At 71.4% G+C, this 22,667-nt stretch carries 18 protein-coding genes; 15 read left to right on the forward strand and 3 right to left on the reverse strand.

From position 1 onward, the window contains the following. Window positions 1-8: 8 nt before the first annotated feature. From ABS52_05545 to ABS52_05570, 6 genes are all read left to right on the forward strand, one after another. Window positions 9-1,526 (forward strand): hypothetical protein, encoded by a 1,518-nt coding sequence (locus ABS52_05545; GenBank protein ODT04282.1) that lies wholly within the window; start codon window positions 9-11, stop codon window positions 1,524-1,526. Between the two features lie 32 nt (window positions 1,527-1,558). Then, the gene (locus ABS52_05550; GenBank protein ID ODT04283.1) at window positions 1,559-2,005 is read left to right on the forward strand and encodes a hypothetical protein; all 447 of its coding nucleotides are present in this window, start codon (window positions 1,559-1,561) and stop codon (window positions 2,003-2,005) included. Between the two features lie 116 nt (window positions 2,006-2,121). Next, entirely contained in the window at window positions 2,122-2,700 is a 579-nt protein-coding gene (locus ABS52_05555) for a hypothetical protein (GenBank protein ID ODT04284.1), read from the forward strand. Window positions 2,701-2,801: 101 nt separating this feature from the next. Next, window positions 2,802-3,320, forward strand: a complete 519-nt coding sequence (locus ABS52_05560) for a hypothetical protein (GenBank protein ID ODT04285.1) — start codon at window positions 2,802-2,804, stop codon at window positions 3,318-3,320. A 14-nt stretch (window positions 3,321-3,334) separates the two neighbouring features. Beyond that, window positions 3,335-5,188 (forward strand): hypothetical protein, encoded by a 1,854-nt coding sequence (locus ABS52_05565; protein ODT04324.1) that lies wholly within the window; start codon window positions 3,335-3,337, stop codon window positions 5,186-5,188. A 217-nt stretch (window positions 5,189-5,405) separates the two neighbouring features. Beyond that, window positions 5,406-6,647 carry a hypothetical protein gene (locus tag ABS52_05570; protein ID ODT04286.1) on the forward strand — a complete coding sequence of 414 codons (1,242 nt, stop codon included), beginning with the start codon at window positions 5,406-5,408 and terminating at the stop codon, window positions 6,645-6,647. Between the two features lie 269 nt (window positions 6,648-6,916). Here the strand turns inward: ABS52_05570 and ABS52_05575 are convergent, their stop codons facing one another. Together ABS52_05575 and ABS52_05580 are read right to left on the reverse strand one after the other, a co-directional pair. Next, complete coding sequence (locus ABS52_05575; GenBank protein ODT04287.1) at window positions 6,917-8,185, reverse strand: hypothetical protein; 1,269 nt, start codon at window positions 8,183-8,185, stop codon at window positions 6,917-6,919. Between the two features lie 92 nt (window positions 8,186-8,277). Beyond that, on the reverse strand, window positions 8,278-9,291 hold the full coding sequence (locus tag ABS52_05580; GenBank protein ODT04288.1) for a hypothetical protein: 1,014 nt from the start codon (window positions 9,289-9,291) through the stop codon (window positions 8,278-8,280). Window positions 9,292-9,746: 455 nt separating this feature from the next. Between ABS52_05580 and ABS52_05585 the strand changes: the two genes are divergently transcribed. The 8 genes from ABS52_05585 (at window position 9,747) to ABS52_05620 (ending at window position 20,381) form a co-directional block, all read left to right on the forward strand. Continuing rightward, window positions 9,747-10,802 (forward strand): hypothetical protein, encoded by a 1,056-nt coding sequence (locus ABS52_05585; GenBank protein ID ODT04289.1) that lies wholly within the window; start codon window positions 9,747-9,749, stop codon window positions 10,800-10,802. A gap of 13 nt (window positions 10,803-10,815) precedes the next feature. Next, window positions 10,816-11,478 (forward strand): hypothetical protein, encoded by a 663-nt coding sequence (locus ABS52_05590; GenBank protein ID ODT04290.1) that lies wholly within the window; start codon window positions 10,816-10,818, stop codon window positions 11,476-11,478. A 21-nt stretch (window positions 11,479-11,499) separates the two neighbouring features. After that, window positions 11,500-12,312, forward strand: a complete 813-nt coding sequence (locus tag ABS52_05595) for a hypothetical protein (protein ID ODT04291.1) — start codon at window positions 11,500-11,502, stop codon at window positions 12,310-12,312. Continuing rightward, window positions 12,309-13,313, forward strand: a complete 1,005-nt coding sequence (locus ABS52_05600) for a hypothetical protein (GenBank protein ODT04292.1) — start codon at window positions 12,309-12,311, stop codon at window positions 13,311-13,313. Before ABS52_05595 ends, ABS52_05600 begins: the two co-directional genes overlap by 4 nt. A 179-nt stretch (window positions 13,314-13,492) precedes the next feature. Beyond that, window positions 13,493-15,349: a hypothetical protein gene (locus tag ABS52_05605; GenBank protein ODT04293.1), complete on the forward strand. Its 1,857-nt coding sequence runs from the start codon at window positions 13,493-13,495 to the stop codon at window positions 15,347-15,349. A 531-nt stretch (window positions 15,350-15,880) separates the two neighbouring features. After that, entirely contained in the window at window positions 15,881-17,638 is a 1,758-nt protein-coding gene (locus ABS52_05610; GenBank protein ODT04325.1) for a hypothetical protein, read from the forward strand. Continuing rightward, entirely contained in the window at window positions 17,638-18,945 is a 1,308-nt protein-coding gene (locus tag ABS52_05615) for a hypothetical protein (protein ODT04294.1), read from the forward strand. The genes ABS52_05610 and ABS52_05615 overlap by 1 nt, the downstream gene beginning before the upstream one ends. Beyond that, window positions 18,942-20,381 (forward strand): hypothetical protein, encoded by a 1,440-nt coding sequence (locus tag ABS52_05620; GenBank protein ID ODT04295.1) that lies wholly within the window; start codon window positions 18,942-18,944, stop codon window positions 20,379-20,381. The genes ABS52_05615 and ABS52_05620 overlap by 4 nt, the downstream gene beginning before the upstream one ends. Before the next feature lie 112 nt (window positions 20,382-20,493). On the opposite strand, the gene ABS52_05625 is transcribed toward ABS52_05620, so the two are convergent. After that, window positions 20,494-21,234 carry a hypothetical protein gene (locus ABS52_05625; protein ID ODT04296.1) on the reverse strand — a complete coding sequence of 247 codons (741 nt, stop codon included), beginning with the start codon at window positions 21,232-21,234 and terminating at the stop codon, window positions 20,494-20,496. Between the two features lie 149 nt (window positions 21,235-21,383). Here ABS52_05625 and ABS52_05630 point away from each other — a divergent pair, with 149 nt between their 5' ends. After that, window positions 21,384-22,547: a hypothetical protein gene (locus ABS52_05630; GenBank protein ID ODT04297.1), complete on the forward strand. Its 1,164-nt coding sequence runs from the start codon at window positions 21,384-21,386 to the stop codon at window positions 22,545-22,547. Window positions 22,548-22,667: the final 120 nt, after the last annotated feature.

Raw genomic sequence — 22,667 nt, forward strand, 5'->3', positions numbered from 1 at the left:
CCCTGGCGATGGCGCTCCTCGCGACGCTGGCGGCGACGGCCGGCGCGCCGCTCGAGGCGCAGGTGTACGCGCGGACGGGGCGCCCGCCGTTCCCGCACCAGAGGCACGAGAAGCTGTTCCCCACCTGCACCGGGTGCCACGCGGGGGCGATCACCGGCGAGGCGTCGGCGCTCCTCCCGCCCGCCGCGTTATGCGGCGAATGCCACGACGGGACGATCTCCAGGCGCGTGCGCTACGAGGGCGCCTCACCGCGCCAGGATTTCCTCAAGTTCGCGCATCGCGAACACGCCGCGCAGGTGGATTCGGCGGGGCGCCTGTGCACCACGTGCCACGCGCGCGGACCGGATGCGCGCTGGCTCGACGTGCAGCGTGCCCGGCCGGAGACGTGCCAGTCGTGCCATACGCATCGCGCCACCGCGCACCTGGCGCCCGACAACCGGTGCGCCACGTGTCATATCCCGCTGGCCCGGTCCCGCACCATCACGGCCGAGCAGATGGCGGGGCTGCCGAAGCCGCCGTCGCACGACGCCCCCCAGTTCGCGGCGCGGCACGCGGTGTCGGCCGCCGACGCCCAGGCGCAGTGCGCCACCTGCCACACGCGGGACTCGTGCGCGCGTTGCCACGTGAACGCCGCCGAGCTCGCGCCGGTCACCCAGCTGCAACCCGACGCGCGGATGGCCACGGCGCTGCGGGGGAAGCCGGCGTCGTACCTCACGCCCGACGATCACCGCGCCGACGCGTGGGTCGGGGCGCATGGCCAGGCGGCCACGGCCAGCATCGCCCGGTGCGCCTCATGCCACGCCCAGCCGAGTTGCACGGTGTGCCATATCGGGAGCTCGGCGCGCGACGTCATCCGGCGGCTTCCCGCCGGGCGGACGGGGGCTCCGGGGGTGCAGCTCGTCCTCCCGCGACGCGTGGCCACGACGCCGTCGCTGGCCATGCCGCACACCACGCTGGCGCAGCCGGTGGCCAACGTGCAGGGCCCGCGGGGGGTGCGCGCCGGAGGCGACACCACCCGCACCGTCGTGCGCGTCCACCCGGCGGGGTTCGAGCGCAACCATGCGGCGACGGCCGCGAGCGGGCGCCTGACGTGCGAGGGGTGCCACGCGCAGCGATTCTGCTCCGACTGCCACGCCGGCGAGTCGCGACGCGGCTTCCACCCCGCCAACTTCGTGCAGCGCCACGCCCCGGAGTCGTACGGGCGCGACCTCGAGTGCGCATCGTGCCACAACACCGAGGTCTTCTGCCGCAGCTGTCACCAGGCGCAGGGCATCGCCTCCCGGGGACAGCGTGCCGGGGTGTATCACAACGGACAGCCGCTATGGCTCCTCCAGCACGGGCAGGCGGCGCGCCGGGGGTTGCAGAGCTGCACGACGTGTCACACCCAGCGTGATTGCATGCAGTGTCACTCGCAGCGGGGGTGGGGGGTGAACCCGCACGGCCCCGACTTCGATCCGTCGCGGCTCGGCGCCCGCGCCCGCGCGATGTGCGCGCGGTGCCATATTTCCGATCCCACCGTCCGATGATGAGGTCGATGCGTCTCCGTCCGTCATTTCTCGTGCTCCTCGCCGTGCTGGCCTGCGGTCGCTCCAACGGCACACAGCAGGACAGCCTCGCGGCCATCCTCCCGCCGGGGCACGTGCCGATCACCACGCCGTCGGGGGGCACGGTGCTCCCCGCCGTCACCAGGGCGCTGCTCGACAGCGGCAACACCGCGTTCCGGGTGAAGGACTTCCAGGGGGCGCTGGCGTACTACCACAAGGCCGCGCTCAGCGCTCCCGAGCACGCCGCCCCCTGGTTCGGCACGTACATGGTGGGCAAGGCGATCAACGACACGGCGCTCGCCGACAGCGCCCTTCGGATGGTGCGCGCCCGCGCGCCGGAGATGCAGTCGCATCCGGCCACTCCCTCCGTGCCGGGAACGACGCCGGACTTCGTCACGCCGGGAGCACCCTACTCGCCGCACGGGACGCCTCCGCCGGCACGGGGCAAGTCCTCGTCCTGACGGCGCGAAACCCCCGACGCGCGCGTAGCGATTGTCCTACTGACGCACGCCGCACCGGACGGCACCGTAGGGGCGGATGTGTTCACCTGCGACATCGCCGTCCGGCGGGAGGTCCCATGCTCAAGGTCCGCGACATCATGACCCCCAGCGTCGTCACCTTGGAGCCCGACCAGACGCTGCGCGACGCCGTGGAAGTCCTCGTCTCGTGCCGGATCGGCGGCGCGCCGGTGGTCGAGGGCGACCGGGTGGTTGGCGTCCTCTCGGCGACGGACATCCTGGAGTTCGAGTCGGTGACCCCCGCGCCGGAGTCGAGGCGCGAGGAAGACGAGGCGCGGGAGGACGACGACGCGGAGGTGGAGGAGTGGACGGAGGGCGATCCGCTCTCGTCGAGCTACTTCACCGACTGGTGGCCTAACGAGGGCCCCGACGTGGCCGAGCGCATGTCGTCGTCGCAGGGGCCGCAGTGGGACCTGCTGGCCGATCACTCGGTCGGCGAGGCCATGTCGCGCACGGTGTGCACCGTCGATGCGGGCATGGAGGTGTCCCATGCGGCGCAGCGCATGCTGGCGGCGGGGGCGCAGCGCGCGCTGGTCACCGAGGAAGGGGCACTCGCCGGCATCGTGACCACGACCGACATCGTGCGGGCCGTGGCCGAGCGCCGGCTCATGGTGCGCCAGTTCGTCTTCGAGAAGTAGCCGGGACGGCTTCGGGCGGAAGCCGCGGCGCGGTCGTGCCGGGCGACTTCCGTGTCGCCCACCACCGCCCCTGCTGCGCCGGCGCCATTGGATCGCTGTGCGTGGAGGTGAAGGTCCCCTCGATCCGGTCGCCCGCCAGCGTGCCGCGAAAGACGGTGCTGAGGGTGCAGCCGCAATCAGGCGAGGGATACGGCTCCAGCGTCCCGGAGACGACATTGGCGGAGATGCGCACGAAGGAGATGGACAGCACCTTCGGCGAGGTCGGCGTCATCCCCGACGGGGCGCGGGGCTCGGTGGGGAGCGGGGCGAGGGCCCGCGGGATCATGACCACGTCGCCGAAGGCGGTGTCGCTCCCGGCGCGCAGCGTGAAGGTGATGCTCCCGCTTCGCCCCGTCTCGACGCTGGTGTATTCTCCAGTCCACTCACCAGCCAACCGATCGATCTCGCTGGTCGCGCCGGCCACGTGCACCGGTGAAGGGTTGGCCGCGCACGCGGCGGTGAGCGACACGAGCGCGGCGATCGTGATGACTCGCATGAGACCTCCAGTGGTGGACGTCGAGACGATGGACCGGGGACGACGGGAATTGCGGCTGACGAGCGGCGCGCGGGGGACGGCGTGACGGCTCCCCTCAACATACCCCGCGGCCACCTCGGCTGGGCGGCGATCCTGCATCCCGCCGTCGCGTTGCTGGGCATCCTCGTCGGCGCGGGGGCGTACTGGCGCGTGGGGGCCGGCGCGGCGGGGACCGTCTGGCTGGTCGCCCTCGCCATCACCGGCCTCCCGGTCCTCGCGCGGACCGCGGTCGCCGTGGTCCGCGGCAACTTCGCCACCGACGTGGTGGCGGCGCTCGCCATCGGCGCGTCGCTCGCCCTGCGCGAGCCCCTCGCCGGCCTCGTGGTCGTGCTGATGCAGACCGGGGGCGAGGCGCTGGAGCGGTACGCCGCCGGGCGCGCCTCGGCCGCGGTGCGCGCCCTCGAGGACCTGGCGCCGCGCGTCGCGCACCGCGTGACGGTGGGCGGCGAGGTCGACATCACGGTCGACGAGATCGTCGTGGGAGACCCGCTCCTGGTGCGGCCGGGCGAGATGGTCCCGTGCGATGGCGACATCGTCGACGGGCACTCGGAGCTCGATACGTCGCGCCTGACCGGGGAGTCGCTGCCGCGGGTGGTGGCGCCGGGCGCCAGGGTGATGAGCGGGATGCTCAACGGCAGCGGGGCGTTCGTCATGCGGGCGAGCGCCGTGGCGAGCCAGAGCCAGTACGCCCGCATCGTCGAGCTCGTGCGTTCGGCCGAGGCGTCCAAGTCGCCGCTGCAGCGCCTGGCCGATCGCTATGCAGGGTGGTTCACCCCGTTCACGCTCGTGGCGTGCGCCGTGACCTGGCTCGTGACCGGCGACGCGACGCGCGTGCTGGCCGTCCTCGTCGTCGCGACGCCCTGTCCGCTGATCCTCGCCACCCCGATCGCCATCATCGGCGGGATCAACCGCGCCGCCCGGCGACACATCATCGTCCGCAGCGGCTCGGCGCTCGAGCGGCTCTCGGACGCGCAGGTCGCCGTCTTCGACAAGACGGGGACGATCACCGAAGGACGCGCGCGGGTGAGCCGGGTGACCGTGGTCGACGGCGTGTCGGAGCGCGAGCTGTTGCGGCTGGCGGGAGCGGTCGAGCAGCGGTCCGGTCACCTGCTCGCCCGATCGCTGGTCGATGTGGCGCGCGCGGCGGCCGGCCCGCTCCCGACACCCGCGCACGTGCGCGAGTCCCCGGGACGCGGGGTCGCCGGCGACGTCGAGGGCCGCCGGGTCGTGGTGGGCTCCCGCGCCTACGTGCTCGAGGCCCTCGGACTCCCGCCGGACACCGCGACCCCGCTCGACGACGGCTCGGCGACGGTGCGCGCCCTGGTGGGAGTCGACGGCGCGCTGCGCGGAGCGGTGGACTACGACGACCAGGTCCGCCCGTCGGCCGCCCCCCTGCTGGCCGAGCTGCCATCGTTAGGCGTGCGGCGGACGCTCCTCCTCTCGGGCGACAATGCGCGCAACACACGCGCCGTGGCCGATCAGGTCGGGATCGCCGAGGCGCTCGGCGACCTCCTCCCGGGCGACAAGGTGGAGCGCGTCGCCGAGCTGTCGCAGGTGGAGGGACGCGTCCTCATGGTGGGCGATGGCACCAACGACGCGCCGGCGCTCTCGCGCGCCGACGTCGGGATCGCCATGGCGAGCGCCGGCGGCGGCATCACCGCCGAAGCCGCCGATGTCGTGATCCTCGTCGACGACCTCGCCCGCGTGGGCGAGGCCATACGCATCGCCCAGCGGACGATGCGCATCGCGAGGCAGAGCATCCTGGTCGGGCTCGGGTTGAGTGCGGTCGGGATGCTCGCGGCGGCCCTCGGCTACCTCCCGCCGGTGGCCGGTGCGCTGGTGCAGGAGGGGATCGACGTGGCGGTCATCCTCAATGCCGTGCGCGCCAGCCAGGTCCCGGCCGCGACGCGATAGCCCCCGCCAGCGCCGCTCTCCTGTGCGGCATCGCCCGACAGCGCCCGTCGGCGTCCCTCACGATCTCTCAGCGGCAGGCGGACAGACGCTTCCCTCCAGCGGCCGCAATATCGGGTTGAGCTGCGCAGCGTCCGCGCCCGGCGGACCCGCAGCGGTCGCATCGGAGGATCCGACCATGTCAACCGCACTCGCAACCCCTCGGGCGGGAGTGGCTACCGTGACGAGCGACCTGAACCTGACCGGCCCCATCATCGTTGCCACCGACGGAACGGCGTCGGCGAGCGCGGCCATCAAGGCGGCGGCGCTGATGGCCGACCGCACCGGTGCCCACGTGACGGTGCTGGCCGTCCTCGAGCCGCTCCCGCTGGTGGCGGCCGATTACGGACTCCTGCTCCCCCCCGCCGAGACGGACGAGGCGCGCCGGCAGGCGCTCGCCCAGCGTGTCCGCGATCAGCTGTCGGAAACCGTCGGCGCACGCCCCAACTGGGATGTGCAGGTGCGCGACGGCGATCCGGCCGCCGTCATCGCCCGCATGGGGCGTGAGGCCAAGGCCCGCATGATCATCGCCGGCATCGGCCATCACGACCTGCTCGACCGGATGTTCGGGGGCGAGACGGCCCTGCACACGTTGCGGCTGTCGCGGGTCCCGGTCCTGGCCGTTCCCCCGGGATTCACCGCACTCCCGCAGCGCCTGGCCATCGCGATCGACTTCAGCGAACCGTCCGTCATCGCCGCGCGCGCGGCCCTCGCCCTCCTGCCGTCGGTCACCATGGCATACCTGGTCCATGTCGCCCCCCGGCTCGAGCTGCAGCCCGAGGCGTACGCGGCGTGGATGTCCGACTACAGCGAAGGTGTGGAGCCCGCGTTCGCCCGCGTGCGCCAGCAGCTGGAGTTCCCGGCCGGCGTGACGGTGGAAACCATCACCCTGACCGGAAAGCCCACCAAGGCGCTCCTGGACTTCGTGAAGTCGGCGCACGTCGACGCCATCGTCACCGGGAGCCGCGGGGCGGGGCTCGTCGATCGCATCCTCGTGGGGAGCACGGCGACGGGGCTCATTCGCGGCGCGCACTGCGCCGTCTTCGCCGTGCCGACTCCCCTGGGCACCGAGCCTCGCCGAGCGGCCGGCTCGCCCGACGAGATCCCGGAGCACGAGTGGGCCGATGCCCTCGAGGCGTTCACCCGGCGCAACGCGGGACGCATCGCGACCCTCGAGGTCGACGATCCGGAGATCGGCGCGCAGGCGCAGCAGCACGACTACCCCTTCCTCGGCGCGGCCTACGATCACAACGACCGCCGCATCGAGCTCATGCTGGGTGACATGGAGAACACCACCCGGCACCTCACGCGCGGCATTGGCGACGTACGGCAGCTGGACCTCCTCAAGGATGCCGCCGGACGAGACCGGGTGCTTCGAATTGCGCATGGCTCGGGACAAACCATCCTGACGCTCGCTCGCTGAGGGGGCGCGCGAGTCCGAGGAGGGGGCAACCCCAAGTCGGCATGCGCAAGCGGCGCCGTTCCGGGTCCCCCGGACGGCGCCGCTTGACGTTCCGGATGGCGCGCCGGTCCCGTGGCGCGCCGGTCCCGTGGCGCGCCGGTCCCGTGGCGCGCCGGTCCCGTGGCGCGCCCGCACCCGCTGCCCGCACCCGCTGCCCGCACCCGCCGCCCGCACCCGCCGCCCCCTCGCCGCCCCCTCGCCGCCGGCAGGCGCCCCCGGCCGCCGGGTGCCTAACGATTGATGAGGACGATCGCGCCGATCCCCAGCGCCAGCAGGATCCCCAGCCCGGTGACGGCCCGGACGCGATACGCCGGGCCACCGAGCGCCAGGGCGATCACCATCTTGACCAGCGCATTGGCACTGACCCCCACCGCAATCGCCTCCGCCGCGAGGGCAACCGCCCCGGTGGAGCGCCCCAGCCGGTTCATGGAGAGCGTGAGGGCGTCGGTATCCGACAAGCCGAGGAGTGCGGCCGAGACGAGCACGCCGTTCGAGCCAAACTGCGCGCGCACGAACTCGATCAGCATCAGCGTCGCCTGGAAGGCGAGCGCCATCTTGATGGATGTCGTCAGCCCCAACGGGTTGCGTTCCACGAACTCGTCCACACCGTCGTGATGGCTTGCCTCCGATCGCACCAGGAGCACGGTGACCATCGTGGCGCCGGCGAGGAATGCCGGCCCCAGGTACGGCAGGAGGGCGACGGCTACCTCGTGGTTCAGCAGGTACGAGAGGATGAGGATGCGCGGGACCAGGACGGTCGTCGCGGCCACGGTGCCGACGGCGAGCGGCGTGGACAGGGCGGCCCGTTCGCGGCTGAGCCGTGAGAACTGCAGCGCCACCGCGGTCGACGACACGAGTCCGCCCAACGCACCGGTGACGCCGTAGCCGCGGGAGTCTCCCACCAGCTTCCGGGCGATGAACCCGACGAAGGAGAGCCCCGAGAAGATCAGGACGACCCCCCACAGGGTGCGTGGATTGATCCCCCCGAGCGGACCGTACGCCTTGTCCGGCAGCACCGGGAGGACCACGAGGGAGAGCACGGCGAACTGGAGCGCCGCTCGCATCTCGGTTTCATCCAGGCGCGCGATGGCGGCACGAATCGCGTCCTTCTCCGACAGCGCGAGGACGGCGAGCGCCCCCGCGCCGCCGGCAACCGCCGTTTCACCGATCCCCGCCAGGACGCCGAGGCCGAGGACGAGGATCGCCGCGACCTCGGTCGTCCCGTCCAGGGCGGCTCCCCCTTCGCGTGCCGCCGCCCAGTAGGCGGCGGCGGCCAGGAGCGACGTTCCCGCCACCAGCGCGACCGCGATCGCGGTGTAGTCCATCGTCAGCAACCACCCCGCGATCCCGCCCGTCCCCCCCATGAGGAGGAAGGTGCGCACTCCCGCGAAGCGAGGCTCGGGGCCGGTGGCGCCATGCCCCGACCACTCCCGCTCGATCCCCACCGCAAGCCCCACGAGGGCGGCGATGGCCAGGCGAATCACGAGCGCGCTCGTCATGGCGTGACGCTAGCGCCGACGACGCGCGCCGGCAATCGCCGGCGCCGTGGGGTCGAGGTCATGCCGAGCGCTGCTCGTCGGTCGCTCGCACCTCAGGCGGCTGTTGCCGTCCTCCCCCCACGCCGATGCGCGTCGCGCGCCGATCCCGCCGACGAGAAGTCGAAGCGCACGATCGCCTGGGGGGCGCCATCGGCAAACAGGACGGAGCGCAACGCATCGCGTAGCAGGGGGTGACGCAGCGGCTCGTTGAGGAACGTCGCGCTGAGCCCCTGCACGCTGGCGTGCAGCAGGACGCGCTGCAGCGCGGCGCCGGCTCGCAACCATCCCCTGGGGGTGTCATCCGTGGCCCCCAGCACCGCGAGGAGGGGAGCCTCGAGCGCGCTCTCGCGCAGCTTGGCCGCGCGCCCGGCACTCCACTCATTTACCGGCTGGACACTCGCGCCGAGCGTGTACAGCAGCTCACCCAGCGCCGGCGCCCCCCCGAGCGCGAACTGTGGCCCCAGCGTCCCGGCCCCGTATCGAGCGGACAGGAGTCGCCGCGCGCTGCGCTCGGCGTCGGTGATCGCGACCGCTTCCGATTCGAGATCTCCCACGATGGCGCGCCGCGCGTCGTCCGAAACGACGTCCAGCCATCCCCCTTCCGACCTCGCCCCGTGTCTGAGAATGGCGACCAGCGCCGGCGAGACGCTCGTCCCGCCGTGGGCCAGCGACCGCACCCCATGTTCGAGGACGTCGAAGAGCGCCTCATCTTCCCGCCCCGGAGATACCTCCCGACCCACTGTCAGACGCGCGACGATCGGTGACCCCGTTCCGTCGGGAAAGAGCTCCATCCTGACGTCGTGTCCCAGATGGTGCGCCGCGATCTTGAGGTTCGCGAGCACTGCGCCGCACGCCAGGAGCACTTCCCGGTTCGCTGGATCGCCAAGCAGTTCGTCCTGCAGCTGCTCCGCGCGCAGCAGGAGCGCGTCTCCACTTCGCGTCACCGACCAGGGGAGTGTCCTCCACCAGGTGGGGGGCGTCCCTGCGAAGGCCGGGATGAGCGCGAGCGGATCCTTGCCGTTGGGGGAGTGGCGCATCGATTCCGCGGACGCTGGCGCGTCGATCATGTCCGCCTCCGAGGCAGTCGGTGTTGGTGGATCGGTACGGTGTACGAGGCAAGTTCGGACGCGAGCGGAGCCGAATCTGTCAGGGGGGACGCCGAGCTATCTCACGCTCCTGCTGACACTTGGCGCGGGAAACCCCGACCGCGTGGCGGAATGTCGGGCGTTCCCGCACACGGTGTGGGCGGTTCCTGCGGGGATAATCCGACGACACCCGACAAAGCCTGACTTTCCCGCACACCATAATGCGGGCCCAGCGGTGGGGGCGTGCGACGACTTCGACGCCTCGCTCCTCCTCCGCCATCCGACGTCGCGCGCCGAGGGGGGCCGGTCGAACGGCACATCTCGGCGCCGTCGCGAACGGACGCACGTTCGCCTTCAGGGATCACGCACTGTCTACGACCATGTCGCCAATGGACGGAATCGCACCGCCCAGCGCTCCCGCAGCGTCGGGGGCGGAGGTGCGGAAGCTCCCGGCGTGGGTCGGCGCGGCGCTTCGCGTGCCGCTCGCCGTCAAGCTGGCCGGTGCCAACGCCGTCATCGTCGTGGCCGCGCTGGTGGCGGCCGTCGTCCTGCACCGCGGTGGCGCCGCCGACAACCGTTACCTCGTGATCCTGGGGGTGGGGATGGTGGGGAGCGTCGTCGTGAACCTGGCACTCGTTGCCCTCGCGCTGCGTCCGCTCTCCGATCTCGAGGAGACTGCCCGGAGAATCTGGCAAGGCGACCTGTCGGCGCGCGTCCCGCGGTCGCTCCTGGCGGACGGGAGCTTGCGGCGCGTGGGCGAGGCAACGAACGCCCTGCTCGACGGCTTGACGGCCGATCGCGCCCGCCTGCGCGACCTGACCGCGCGCCTCATCAGCGCCGGGGACGAGGAACGTTCACACATCGCCCGCGAGCTGCACGATTCCACGGCGCAATCGCTGGCCGCGCTCCTGATGGAGTTGAGTGTCGTTACCCGCGAGACCGGTGATCCTGGGGCGCTCGAGCGCCTCGAGCGGATTCGGCGCATCGCCGGCGACGTCCTCGACGAGGTGCGCTTGCTCTCGCAGACCGTCCACCCGCGCGTGCTCGACGACCTGGGGTTGGGAGCGGCGCTCCAGCACCTGTCGCGCGAGGCGGAATCGCGGGGGGCCATCCGCGTCGAGGTCGTCGTCGAGGACTCGGCCGCGGGAGTCGGCCCCTCCGTGTCGTCTGTCCTGTACCGGGTGGCCCAGGAGGCGCTCAAGAACGCCTTGCGGCACGCCAACGCGACGTCGGTCCTGATGCACGCCTCGGTCCGCGGCGGCATCACGCGATTGGAGATTCGCGACGATGGTGTAGGTTTCCGGCCGGACGAAGCCGAGCGCCGTCGCCCGGGCATGGGGCTGTTCACCATGCGCGAGCGAATGGCCCTGGTGAACGGGACGCTCGAGGTCGACAGTGCGCCGGGGCGTGGGACACGTATTATTGCGAGCATCCCCCACCATGCGCCGTCGGCGGCGGTGGTTCCGGGGGAGGCGGCAGGGACTCAACGGTAGCCATGAGGCGTGGATGACTTCTGATCTCATTCGGGTGGTGCTGGCGGACGATCACACCGTGGTGCGCGCCGGGCTCAAGGCCGTGCTCGGGACCGCCAAGGACATCGACGTCGTCGGCGAGGCCAAGGACGGTCGCGAGGCCATCGCGCTGGTTGACCGATTCAACCCCGACGTGGTGGTGATGGACCTCTCCATGGCGGGGATGGACGGCACGACGGCGACGAAGGAGATCGTCGCCAAGGGCGGAAGCACCCGGGTCCTCATCCTCACGATGCACCCCGAGGAGGACTACCTGGTCCCGTTGCTCGAGGCAGGAGCGGCCGGATATCTCGTGAAGAGCGCCGCGGACCGCGAGCTCGTCGACGCCGTGCGCGCCGTGGCCAAGGGCGATGTCTATGTGCGCCCCACCGCCGCGCGCGTGCTGGCCAAGGGGCTCACCAAGAAGGACCCGCACCAGGTGGATCGTGAGCGGTTCGAGAAGCTGACCGAGCGCGAGCGTGACGTGCTGCGGCTGACGGCGCAGGGTTACTCGGCGCCCGAGATCGGCGAGCGGTTGTTCATCAGCCCCAAGACCGTCGATACCTACAAGCAGCGCATCAACGAGAAGCTGGGGCTGTCGCATCGCGCCGACTACGTGCAGTTTGCCCTTCGACTGGGGTTGCTGTCGCAGCCGTAAGCCTCGCGTCGTGGGGCGCCCATGGAGGGACGCGGGATGAGTCGTTCGCTTCGGGAGCTGCTCGAAGGGGTCGGACGGCGCGCCCGCGCGTCCTTCGAGGGGGCGGGGCGCGCGGGACGATTCATCGGCGAGACCATCCGGGCCGTGCGCGACGTGCGCACGTGGGGGCCGGTGGCCACCGACCAGGCGCGCATTCTCGGCGTCGACTCCCTCCCGATCGCCCTCTTCATCGCCGTCTTCACCGGCATCGTACTCTCCCTGCTGGCAAGCTACTCCTTCACCGGCGCCGTGCCGCTGTACTTCGTCGGCACGCTGGTGGAGAAGACGATCACCATGGAGCTGGCGCCGGTCCTCACGGGGCTCGCGCTCGCCGGGCGCGTCGGGGCCAACATCGCCGCCGAGCTCGGGACGATGCGCGTCACGGAGCAGATCGATGCCCTCGAGACGCTGACGTACGATCCCCATGCCTTCCTCGTGGTGCCACGCGTGTTGGCCGGGACGGTGATGTTCCCGGTGGTTGTGGCGCTGGCCATGGTGGTCGGGGTGGGCGCGGGATGGGTCGCGTCGATCGCCCTCCTCGACCTCTCGTCCCACGACTTCGTTCGCGGGATGCGGCTGTTCTTCCAGGATTTCGACGTGCGCTACGGCCTGGTGAAGTCGGCGTCGTTCGGCACCGCGGTCACCATCATCGGGTCGTTGCACGGGATGAACGCGCAGGGAGGCGCGCAGGGGGTCGGGCGAGCGGCGACCAACGCCGTCGTGTATTCTGCTGTCATGATCCTCGTGCTCGACGCATTCTGGGCCGTGGTCTGGCTCCTGGGGCGCACGTCATGAAACGAACCAACGACTTCATCGTGGGGCTCACCATCGTCGCCGCCACGGTCATCATCACGGCGGCCATCCTCTGGGTGAACCAGTCCGACATCGGGCGCGAGCGGCGCACCCTCGTCGCCCGCTTTCGTGACGTGGGGAACGTGAAGGTGGGGGCCAACGTGGTCCTGCGAGGGGTGCGCTCGGGGCGCATCGAGGCGCTCGAGCTGGCTCCCAGCGGCTGGGTCGAGATGCGGATGCGCATCGACCCGAACGTGGAGCTCCCGCCCGATCCCGTGGTCCTCCTCAACGAGTCGTCGCTCTTCGGCGAGTGGCAGGCGACGATCCTGGGACGCGATGGTCTCCCTCGTGACGAGAACGTCGCCCGGCAGATCGCGGAGGCCGACCGCGGCGGCGGCCGGCTCCCCGGTGCCACGCTCCCCGATATCGCCCAACTTACGGCGGTCGCCGGGCGCATCGCCGGTGACGTCGCCTCGGTGGCCGAGCGGGTCGAGGTCGCGTTCGACGAGCGCGCCGCGCGCGAGCTGCGCTCGTCCATCCGCAACTTCGCCGAACTCTCCGCCGCGCTGGCCGAGACGGTGAAGGAGGAGTCCAAGCACGTCAGGAGCATGTCGAGCGAGGTGAACCGGGGCGTGGACTACCTCGTCTCGGCGTCCCGGGACGTCAAGGCGATTTCGGCACGCGTCGACTCCTCGACGGCACGCGGCGAGGTGCGGCAGATCGTCGAAGACGCAGCCGTTGCAGCCCGGGAGCTGCGGGAAACCAGCCGTCGCCTGCTCGAGATCTCGGGGCGCGTGGGGCAATCCGAGGAACGGATTCACCGCTTCGTGGCCAACAGCGACTCGGTCATGGCCAAGATCAACCGTGGCGAGGGGTCGTTGGGGCTCCTCGTGAACGACCCGTCGCTCTACCGCAGCGCCGACTCGACGCTGCGTGAGCTGCAGGGCCTCATCGTCGACATGAAGCGGAACCCGAAGAAGTACGTGAACGTCCGGGTGTTCTGACGGCCGGCGGGAGCATTGGGGATGCGGTCGCGGCGGGGGAGGGAACAACGAGGCGCGCGCTTGCCTTTCCCCGGAATGGATGAGACGATTGGGTATGGGATTGGAGGATGGCAATCCGGCCCTGACCGCCGCCCCGCTGCCGAGTGAACCGGACGTTTTTTTCCCCGACGCGGATCGTATTGCTCCTGGCCCTCGCCGTCCTGGTGGTGGCGGGGACGCTGCTCCTTGCCGAGGCGGCCACCGCCAGCGCCGGGTTGCGAGACGACCTGCGCCGCACGGCCTTCGTCCTCGCCTTCGTCTCGGCGGCAATCGCGCTCGCCGGGGCATGGCTGCTGTTTCGCGAGCTGGGACGACGGCGCGAGATCGAGCGCGAGCTGCGGGCCTCGCGTGCCAAGTTCGAGGGGATTCTCGCCATCGCCGCCGATGCGATCATCACCATCGACGAGCACCAGCACATCCTGCACTTCAACCACGGCGCCGAGCAGGTGTTCGGCTATGCCGAGTCGGAGGTGCGGGGGACGCACCTGTCGCGTCTCCTCCCGCCCCGCTACCGGGCGGCCCACGACGGACACGTCTCTGACTTCAGCCACGGCGCCGATGTGGCGCGCCGCATGGGCGAGCGACGGGCCATCTTCGGGCTGCGCCGCGACGGGCGCGAGTTTCCGGCCGAGGCATCGATCTCACGCCTCGAGATGGCGGGGACGCGGCTCTATACCGTCGTCCTGCGCGACATCAGCGAACGCGTGCGCGCGGAGGAGAGCCAGCGCTTCCTGGCGCGTGCCGGGGGGGTACTCGCCACGTCGCTCGACTACGACTCGACGCTGCGAAGCGTCGCGCACCTCGCCATTCCGTACCTGGCCGACTGCTGCGTCCTCGACATCGTCGAGGGCAAGTCGCAGGCGCGCACGCTCGTGAGCGTGCACGACGACCCGGAGCGCACCAAGCGGTTGCGGGCGCTCGAGCGCGGGCGGGCAACGCCGTCCAACTGGCCGTTCCCCGTGCAGGAGGTGTTGACGCACGGGCGATGCGTGGTGCGTCGTCGTCTCGCGCCGGGTTGGCAGGACATCGATGCCGCTGGCGACCCTCGTCTCGACGACGTCGCGGCGCTGGGGATCCATGCGTTCGTCACCCTCCCGCTCGTGGCGCGCGAGCGGGTGCTCGGGGCGCTCACCCTCGTCTCGACCGATGCCGGCCGCGACTTCGACGAGAACGACCTGGCCCTCGCCGACGAGCTGTCGCATCGCGCCGCCTTCGCGATCGAGAACGCCTGGCTCTACCAGACGTCGCAGCAGGCCACCGCCGCGCGCGACGACATTCTCGGCGTCGTCTCGCACGACCTGCGCAATCCCCTGAGCGCCATCTCCATGTGTGCCCGCGTCCTCCTCGACAGTCCCCCCGAGGATGCCGGGGCGCGACGGGAACTGGCCGACGCCATCCTGCAGTCCACCCACCTGATGCAGCGCCTCATCCGGGATCTGCTCGATGTCTCGACCATCGAGTCAGGGCGACTGAAGGTGCATCGCCATCGGGAATCGCTCGCCCCCATCGTGGACGCGGCGCTCAACATGGTGCGCGAGTCCGCCGACGAGCGCGGTGTGGCGCTCGTGCGCGAACTGGCCGCGATCCTGCCGGACATCGATGTCGATGCCATGCGGATCGAGCAGGTGCTGGCCAACCTCCTCGGGAATGCGGTGAAGTTCACCGAGCGCGGCGGGCGGGTGCTGGTGAGCGGAGAGACCGACGGTGACCTCGTTCGCGTGCGCGTCAGCGACACCGGGTGCGGGATTCCCCCCGAGCACCTCCCGCGCATCTTCGACCGGTACTGGCACGCGCGCCGCCAATCGCGGACGGTGGGGACGGGGCTGGGGCTGGCCATCGCGCGTGGGATCGTCGAGGCGCACGGGGGGGCGATCGCCGTGGAGAGCACCCCCGGCGTCGGGACGACGTTCGTCTTCACCCTCCCCGCCGCGAGCGATGCTCCTCCCACCGCAGTGGGGAGCGGCCGCGACAGGGTCGCCTCGCCGGGCTCGCGCTGACCACGATCCGCTGGGATCCTTTTCCCGGGCCGGCGCGTTTCGTCGCTGGCTGAGCCCGACTACCGGGCCACGGAAACCTTCCTCGCGTCCTCCAGTTTCATGCTGACTCGTCAGGCGCTGGCCGTGACGACGGCGGTCTGTCGTGCCCTGCACGTTCCGGTCGACCCGCGATCGGTGGTCGTCGCACGCCGGCGGCGGGCCCCGGAGGCGCCGTCAGCGACGGCGCTCGCCGAGCACATCGTCGAAGTCGGTCGCGAGCACCACCTCACGTACCTCCGGCGCCGCGCCGGGTGGACGGAGCTCCGCGCGATGCTGGACGGGGGGACCCTCCCGATGGTGCTCGTCCTTGGCGAGCGCCCGCCGTACACCCTGCTCCTGATCGACCGAGCGGGCGGGAGTGCCCTCCGGGAGGTGCACATCACCGAGGCGGGGGACGAGCGCCCGGCGCAGCTGACGACGATCGACTCGCTCGGCGCGCGCCTGGGGACCATGCAGGTCGACGTGCTCGTGCCGATGGCGGTCGGGCCCTCCGTGAGCCCGCCGCCCGACGGCGACGGCGGGGGAACCGCGGGGCCGGCGTCGCCCGTCCGGCGCTTGTTGCAGCTGCTGGGACACGAGCGCCGACTCATCAGCGTGGTGTACGTCTACGCCGCGCTCGCCGGGCTGTTCGGTCTCGCCCTTCCGCTCGGCGTGCAGGCGATCATCGGCCTCGTGTCGGGGGGGATGCTCTTCCAGCCGGTCGTCCTCCTCATCTCGTTCGTCATCCTGGGGACGTTGGCCAACGGCGGGCTGCAGATCATGCAGCTGTCGGTCGTCGAGACGGTGCAGCAGCGGGTCTTCGCCCGGTACGCGTTCGAGGTCGGGACCCTCCTGCCGCGGCTCCGGCTCGACGCCGCCGGCGAGGTGGACCTGCCGGAGATGATGAACCGCTTCTTCGAGATCAAGATGATCCAGAAGACGCTGGCCAAGCTCCTCACCGACTGGATCGCCGCCCTCCTGCAGGTCCTCTTCGGCGTCATCCTGCTCACCTTCTACCACCCCTACTTCTCCCTCTTCGGGCTGCTCCTCCTCGTCACCCTCGGGGCGATCTTCTGGTGGTCGGGACCTCGGGGGCTCGAGACCTCGCTCCGGGAATCGAAGTACAAGTACAAGGTGGCGCACTGGCTCCAGGAGCTGTCGCGCAACCTCACCGCGTTCAAGTTCGCCGGGCGCGGCGAACTCCCGGTCGAGCGACTCGACGAGCGGGTCACCGGCTACCTCGCGTACCGCCAGGCGCACTTCCGCGTCGTGATGCGGCAGTCGTGGGCCTTCGTGATCTTCAAGACGCTCATCAGCGGCGGCGTCCTGGTCCTCGGGTGCATCCTGGTGGTCAATCGCTCGATCTCGCTCGGGCAGTTCGTCGCCTCCGAACTGGTGATCGTCGCGGTCCTGCTCGCGGTCGAGAAGGCGATCCTCGGGCTGGCCGACGTCTACGACCTCCTCACCGCGGTGGAGAAGGCGGGGCAGGTCACCGACCTCCCGGTGGAGCGTGCCTCCGGGCTCGTCCCCCCGCCCATCGCCGATCCGAACGGGATCGCGTTAGGCGTGCGGGACCTCACCTTCCGCTATCCCGGGAGCGATCGTCCCGTGCTCCGCGGGGTGTCGCTCCAGGCATTCCCGGGGGAGAATGTCGCCATCACCGGCGTGGAGGGGGCCGGCGAGTCCACCCTGCTCGCGGTGATCGGCGGCCTGCTCGACTCGTATGCGGGGGTCATCACCTACGACGAGGTCTCGCTGCGCGAGCTGGACCGCATGCGCGCCCGGGAACTCGTGGCGCACTGCGGGAGCCGCGTGGCCCTCTTCGAGGGCACCGTCGAGGAGAACATCGCGATGGGACGCTCGTGGGTGCGCACCGAGGACGTCCTCGATGCCGTCGCGGCGGTCGGTCTCCACTCGTGGGTGCAGGAGCAGCCGGAGGGGCTGCGGACCCCGATCGCGTCGGATGGGCGCGCCCTCCCCTCGCAGGTGGCGCGCAAGGTGGCGTTGGCGCGCTGCCTGGCCGGGCGCCCGCGCCTCCTCCTCCTCGACGATGTCTTCGACGTGTTCGACCCCCCGGTGAAGCGCGACCTGCTGGCCCGCCTCCTCAGGCGCGATGCGTCGTGGACGGTGATCACCGTGTCGCATGATGCCCGGGTGCTGCAGGCGTGCGACCGCGTCGTCGTGTTGCGCGATGGCATGGTGGCGTGTGACGGGGCGTTCGACGCGCTGCGCGCGAACGATCCGTACTTCCGCGAACTGGTGTTGAACTGATGGGCGACCGGGCGACGTCCTCCGACGTGAACTTCGCGCCGCTGACGGCGGCGCGCCTCCTCAATGGCGCCGAACGCCATCACCGCCTGACGCGCATCCTCGGAGGCCTCGCCATCCTCGCCGCCATCGTCCTCTTCCTCCCGTGGCAACAGAACGTGCAAGGGAAAGGGACGGTGACCGCGCTCCGCCCGGAAGACCGCCCGCAGGTCGTCCCCACCGTCATCGCCGGGCGCATCGAGAGGTGGCACGTCGCCGAGGGCGACTACGTGAAGCGGGGTGCGCTCCTGGTCGAGATCTCGGAGGTCAAGGAGGGCTACCTCGACCCCAACGCGCTGCAGCGATACCGCGAGATGCTCGCCGGGAAGCGGGTCGCGGTCGCCGCCAAGCGCGCGAAGGTCGACGCCCTCCGGCGCCAGGTGGAGGCGCTGGAGCAATCGCGCGAGTTCGCCCTCGCCAAGGGGCGCAACAGGGTGGCGCAGTACGAGGCCGCGCTGCAGGCGGCCACGACCGACTCGGTCGTCGCCGCGCAGCAGCTCGCGCGCAACCAGCGGCTCTTCGACGAGGGACTCAAATCCCGGGCGGAGGTCGAGGGCTCCCTGACCAAGGCACAGTCGGCCACCGCCAAGCTCGTGGAGAAACGCCAGGAGCTCGAGACCGCTCGCGTCGAGCTCCTGGGGGTCCGCGCCGACTACGCGGAGAAGACCGCCAAGGCGACGTCCGACCTCAACGCCACCCGGGCCGAGATCGGCGAGGGCGACGGCGAGGTGTCGAAGCTGGAGAACCAGGTCGCGTCGCTGGCCGTTCGCACCGGGATGTACCGGATCGTCGCGCCGCAGGATGGCTACGTGGTACGGGCCGTGAGATCGGGAATCGGCGAGCAGCTGAAGGAGGGTGATCCCGTCCTCACCGTGATGCCCGACAATCCGCAGCAGGCGGTGGAACTGTTCGTGCGGCCGATGGACGTCCCGCTCCTGCGCCCCGGGCGCAAGGTACGGCTGCAATTCGACGGGTGGCCCGCGCTCCAGTTCTCCGGTTGGCCAAGCGTCTCGGTCGGGACCTTCGGCGGGGTGATCCGCGTGATCGACCTGACCAACAGTCCCGATGGGAGCTATCGCGTCCTCGTCGTCCCCGATCCGGCGGACGACCCCTGGCCGCCGGAAGTGCGCTTCGGGTCGGGAGTGCTGGGGTGGGCGATGCTCGATGAGGTGCGCGTCTGGTTCGAGCTGTGGCGCGTGCTGAACGGCTTCCCGCCGAGCGTGCAGCAGGGCGGCGCGGCCGCGAAGGAAGCCGCGGGAGGGAAGACATGAATGCGATCTCGGTCCTGACCCTCGTGCTGATCGCCGCGCAGGGGGCGCCCCGTGCACCCATGGCGCAGCCCGACAGCGCGGTGCCGCTGACGTTCGAGGAGTTCTACCGTGCGGTGGCCACGCATCACCCGGTGGTCCGGCAGGCGCGCCTCCTGGAAGCGATCGCCGAGGGCGACCTCCGCCAGGCGCGTGGCGCCTTCGACCCGACCCTCTCCGCCGGTTGGGATCGCAAGTCGTTCGGGGGGACGCGATACTACGACTACCTCGAGGCGGGACTCGAGATCCCGACCCCGTTAGGCGTGGACATCAAGCTCGGGTACGAGCGGACGGAGGGGCGCTATGCCTCCCCCGACCGTCGCACCCCGGGCGGGGGACTCCTCTCGGCCGGGGTGAGCATTCCCATCGGCCAGCGCCTCGTCACCGACGAGCGCCGCAACGCGGTGGCGCAGGCGCGCGCCCTGCGCGACTATGCGGCCGGGGAGCGCGCGGCGCAGGTCAACAAGTTCCTGCTCACCGCCGCCAAGTTGTACGGCGACTGGTACGAGGCGCACCGGCGCCGTGGCCTGGCCGGCGAGGCGGTGGCGCTGGCCGACTTCCGGCTCGCCGCCGTGCGGCGGCGCGTGCAGGAGGGTGATGCTGCCGCGATCGACACCATCGAGGCCCGGCTCGAGTTGCAGCGACGACAGGTGCAGGCGCTCGAGGCGTCCGTCGACTACCGCAATGCGTCGGTTGTCATCGAGGGATTCCTGTGGGACGGTGACGGCGCGCCGGTCGCCCTCGACCCGCGCGCCGTCCCGTCGATCGTGGGGCTGGCGGTGGAACCGGTGGACTCGGCGCGGGTGGCGTCGTGGCTGGCCGTCGCCGAACGGCACCATCCGGCGTTACGCAAGGCGGCGGCCAAGGTGCGACAGGCGGAGGCCGAGCGCCTGTTCGCCGTGCAGCAGGTGTGGGTTCCCGCGGCCGAGCTGACGTACGCCCCGCTCGCTGCGCGCGAGGAAGGGGTCGGCGCGCTCGGCGATGCCGTCGGCGCTTCGGCCGACGCCAAGTGGGGCGGGGCGCTCAAGGTCCCGCTCCTGGCGCTGAAGGAACGGGGCAAGTATGCCGCCGCCGCCGGCAAGCTCGAGCAACAACGACTCGAGCTCGCACTCGTGAGGCGCGACGTCGGGATTGCGGTGACCACGGCCGCCAACGACCTGTCTGCCCTCGACTCCCTGATCCGGTGGCAGCGACAGGCCGCGGCACAGGCGCGGCTGCTGCGCGATGGCGAACAGCGGAAGTTCGAGAATGGCGAGAGCACGCTCTTCCTCGTGAACGCGCGCGAGCGTCAGGTGATCGACGAGGAGTTGAAGCGCCTCGCCCTCGAGGCCAAGTACGTCGCGGCTCGGGCAGCGCTGGCGGTGGCGATCGGCGAGCCGGCGCGGTTCCCCGATCGGTAGGCACGCGGCGCCCGATCGGGGGGTCGCGCGAACGCGGCGGCAAGTGGTGCGGCTCTCCGCGCAGGGGCCACGCGGCGCCTGGCACGCCCCGAATCGGCGACGGGCCTCGTACCTAACGCCGCTCGGCGTGGTGCAGGGCGATCCCCCCCAGCAGGTAGTCGCGCCGGCGCACGACGGTGAACCCCGCCTGGTCGAGCGAGCGCGAGAATCCGTCCGCGGTGGTGAAGCCGCGGATGGAGTGCGCGATGTACGCATAGATGACGGGTGCCCGGTGCCACCACCACCCCACGGCCCCGCCTGCCAGCTGCAAGTATCCCAGGAAGAGGGCACGCCAGGGGGCGAAGGCGGGACGGTAGAAATCGAGGGTGAGGAGGGCCCCCCCGGGGCGGAGCACCCGCTGCAGCTCGATCAGCGCGGCACCGTGGTCGGGGACGTTGCGGAGGGCGTAGCCGGCCAGGATCACGTCGACCGAAGCATCGGGGAGCGACAGTCGGGTCAGGTCACCGACCTCGAACCGCAGGCGCGCCCGGTCGGCGACGGCGACCCGTGCGCGGGCGCGTGCGACCATCCCTTCGGCGGCGTCCACCCCCCGCACCCTCCACTCCGGGCGCAGCGCCGCTGCGCCCAGCGCCAGGTCGCCGGTCCCGCACGCTACATCGAGAATCTCGCATCGTCCCGGGGCGCACGCCGACAGCCAACGAAGCAGCTCCCCCTTCCACGCGGCATCCATCCCGAAGCTGAACAGCCGGGTGAAGTCGTCGTAGCGCGGCGCGATGTGCTCGAACATCGGCGTCACGAAGCCCTGCTTGCGCCCCGGGTCGCGCAAGACCGACTCGAGGTCGACCTCTCCCAACTGCCGGGGTGACGGGATCGGGGGGCTGGGCAACGGAGGATGGGGCGTGGTGGGAGGAGGAAGCCGTCCCGTATAGTTTATCTTCCAGTCCGTCCTCAGGGAGGGAGCGACCCTCCCGCCGCCACGTCACGACCTACCCCGCGCTGCACATGCCGATGGGCGACTCCCCGCACGGCGACTGGACCTCCGCCGCGACCACCGGCGCGGCAGGGACGCTTCCCGCCGAGCAGCTGGCGGCGTCGGAGCAGCTGGCGTTCGACACCGCCATGTGGGCCGTCGTCTTCGCGGGCGGGATCGGGTCGCGCTTCTGGCCGCTGTCGTCGCCGCAGCGCCCCAAGCAGCTCTTGCGGCTGGTGGGGGACCGCCCCCTCATCGCCGACACGGTCGCCCGGCTCCATCCGCTCGTCCCAGCCGAGCGCATCCTGGTGCTGACGAGCGCCGATATTGCCCCGGCCATCCACGCGTCCATCCCCGAGATCCCCGCCGGCAACATGCTGGTGGAGCCGCGTCCGTTGGGGACGGCGGCGTCGCTGGCGTGGGGAGCGCGCGAGGTGTCGCGTCGCGCGGGCCCCAACGCCCTGCTGTGCGCGATGCACGCCGACCTGGCCATCGCCTTCCCCGAATCGTTCCGGCACAGCCTGCGGCACGGGGCGGCGGTCGCCGCCCGCGAGGATCTCGTCGTCGCCCTGGGCGTTGCCGCGTCGCGCCCCGACGTCGGCTTCGGCTATCTCGAGTTGGGGGCCCCGCTCTCCATCGACTTCCCCCCGGAGTCCGGAGGGCCGTCGCTGGTGGAGCGCTTCGTGGAGAAGCCGGATGCCGCGACCGCCGCGGCGCTGCGCGAGGGCGGGGCGATGTGGCACAGCGGGATCGCGCTGGCCCGTGCCAACGTCGTGCTCGAGGCGCTCGCGCGCCACACACCGGAGGTCGCCGCGTTCCTCGCCAGCCCGCTCCCCATCGACGTGACGGCGCTGGCCGACCGCGTGAACGCCATCTCGCTCGAACGCGGCCTCTTCGAGCGGCTCGAGCGGATGGTCGTCGTCCCCGGCGACTTCGGCTGGGACGACGTGGGCACCTGGGCATCGCTCAGGCGTGCGCGAGAGCTCGACGACGCCGGGAACGGGGGCGTGGGCGACGTGCACTTCGTGGACGCGACCGGGAACGTGGTCCACGCCGAGGGGGCGTCCGTCGTGCTGTACGGCGTGGAAGGGTTGCTCGTCGTGTCGCTCCCGGGAGTCACCTTTGTGACCACGCTCGACCGGGCGGCGGAGCTGCGCCCCCTGCTCGAGCGGCTCCCGGAGGAGCTGCGCCGCTAGCCGGCCCCTACCGGTCAGACCACGGTCGCCATGCACTGCGCAGGGACGAGCCGTGTCAAGGCGCACGTCAAGACTCGCTAATTCATCACGGGATTCTTGACTCTTAGAGCGCGCACATTG

This window comes from Gemmatimonadetes bacterium SCN 70-22 (genome assembly GCA_001724275.1).
Lineage (GTDB): Bacteria > Gemmatimonadota > Gemmatimonadetes > Gemmatimonadales > Gemmatimonadaceae > SCN-70-22.

Excerpts from the sequence above, each read along its gene's own strand:
- ABS52_05600 (ODT04292.1), top strand. The coding sequence starts at position 12,309 with ATGAAACGAACCAACGACTTCATCGTGGGGCTCACCATCGTCGCCGCC.
- ABS52_05580 (ODT04288.1), bottom strand. The coding sequence starts at position 9,291 with ATGATCGACGCGCCAGCGTCCGCGGAATCGATGCGCCACTCCCCCAAC.
- ABS52_05595 (ODT04291.1), top strand. The coding sequence starts at position 11,500 with ATGGAGGGACGCGGGATGAGTCGTTCGCTTCGGGAGCTGCTCGAAGGG.
- ABS52_05575 (ODT04287.1), bottom strand. The coding sequence starts at position 8,185 with ATGACGAGCGCGCTCGTGATTCGCCTGGCCATCGCCGCCCTCGTGGGG.
- ABS52_05615 (ODT04294.1), top strand. The coding sequence starts at position 17,638 with ATGGGCGACCGGGCGACGTCCTCCGACGTGAACTTCGCGCCGCTGACG.
- ABS52_05620 (ODT04295.1), top strand. The coding sequence starts at position 18,942 with ATGAATGCGATCTCGGTCCTGACCCTCGTGCTGATCGCCGCGCAGGGG.
- ABS52_05555 (ODT04284.1), top strand. The coding sequence starts at position 2,122 with ATGCTCAAGGTCCGCGACATCATGACCCCCAGCGTCGTCACCTTGGAG.
- ABS52_05545 (ODT04282.1), top strand. The coding sequence starts at position 9 with ATGGCGCTCCTCGCGACGCTGGCGGCGACGGCCGGCGCGCCGCTCGAG.
- ABS52_05590 (ODT04290.1), top strand. The coding sequence starts at position 10,816 with ATGACTTCTGATCTCATTCGGGTGGTGCTGGCGGACGATCACACCGTG.
- ABS52_05630 (ODT04297.1), top strand. The coding sequence starts at position 21,384 with ATGCCGATGGGCGACTCCCCGCACGGCGACTGGACCTCCGCCGCGACC.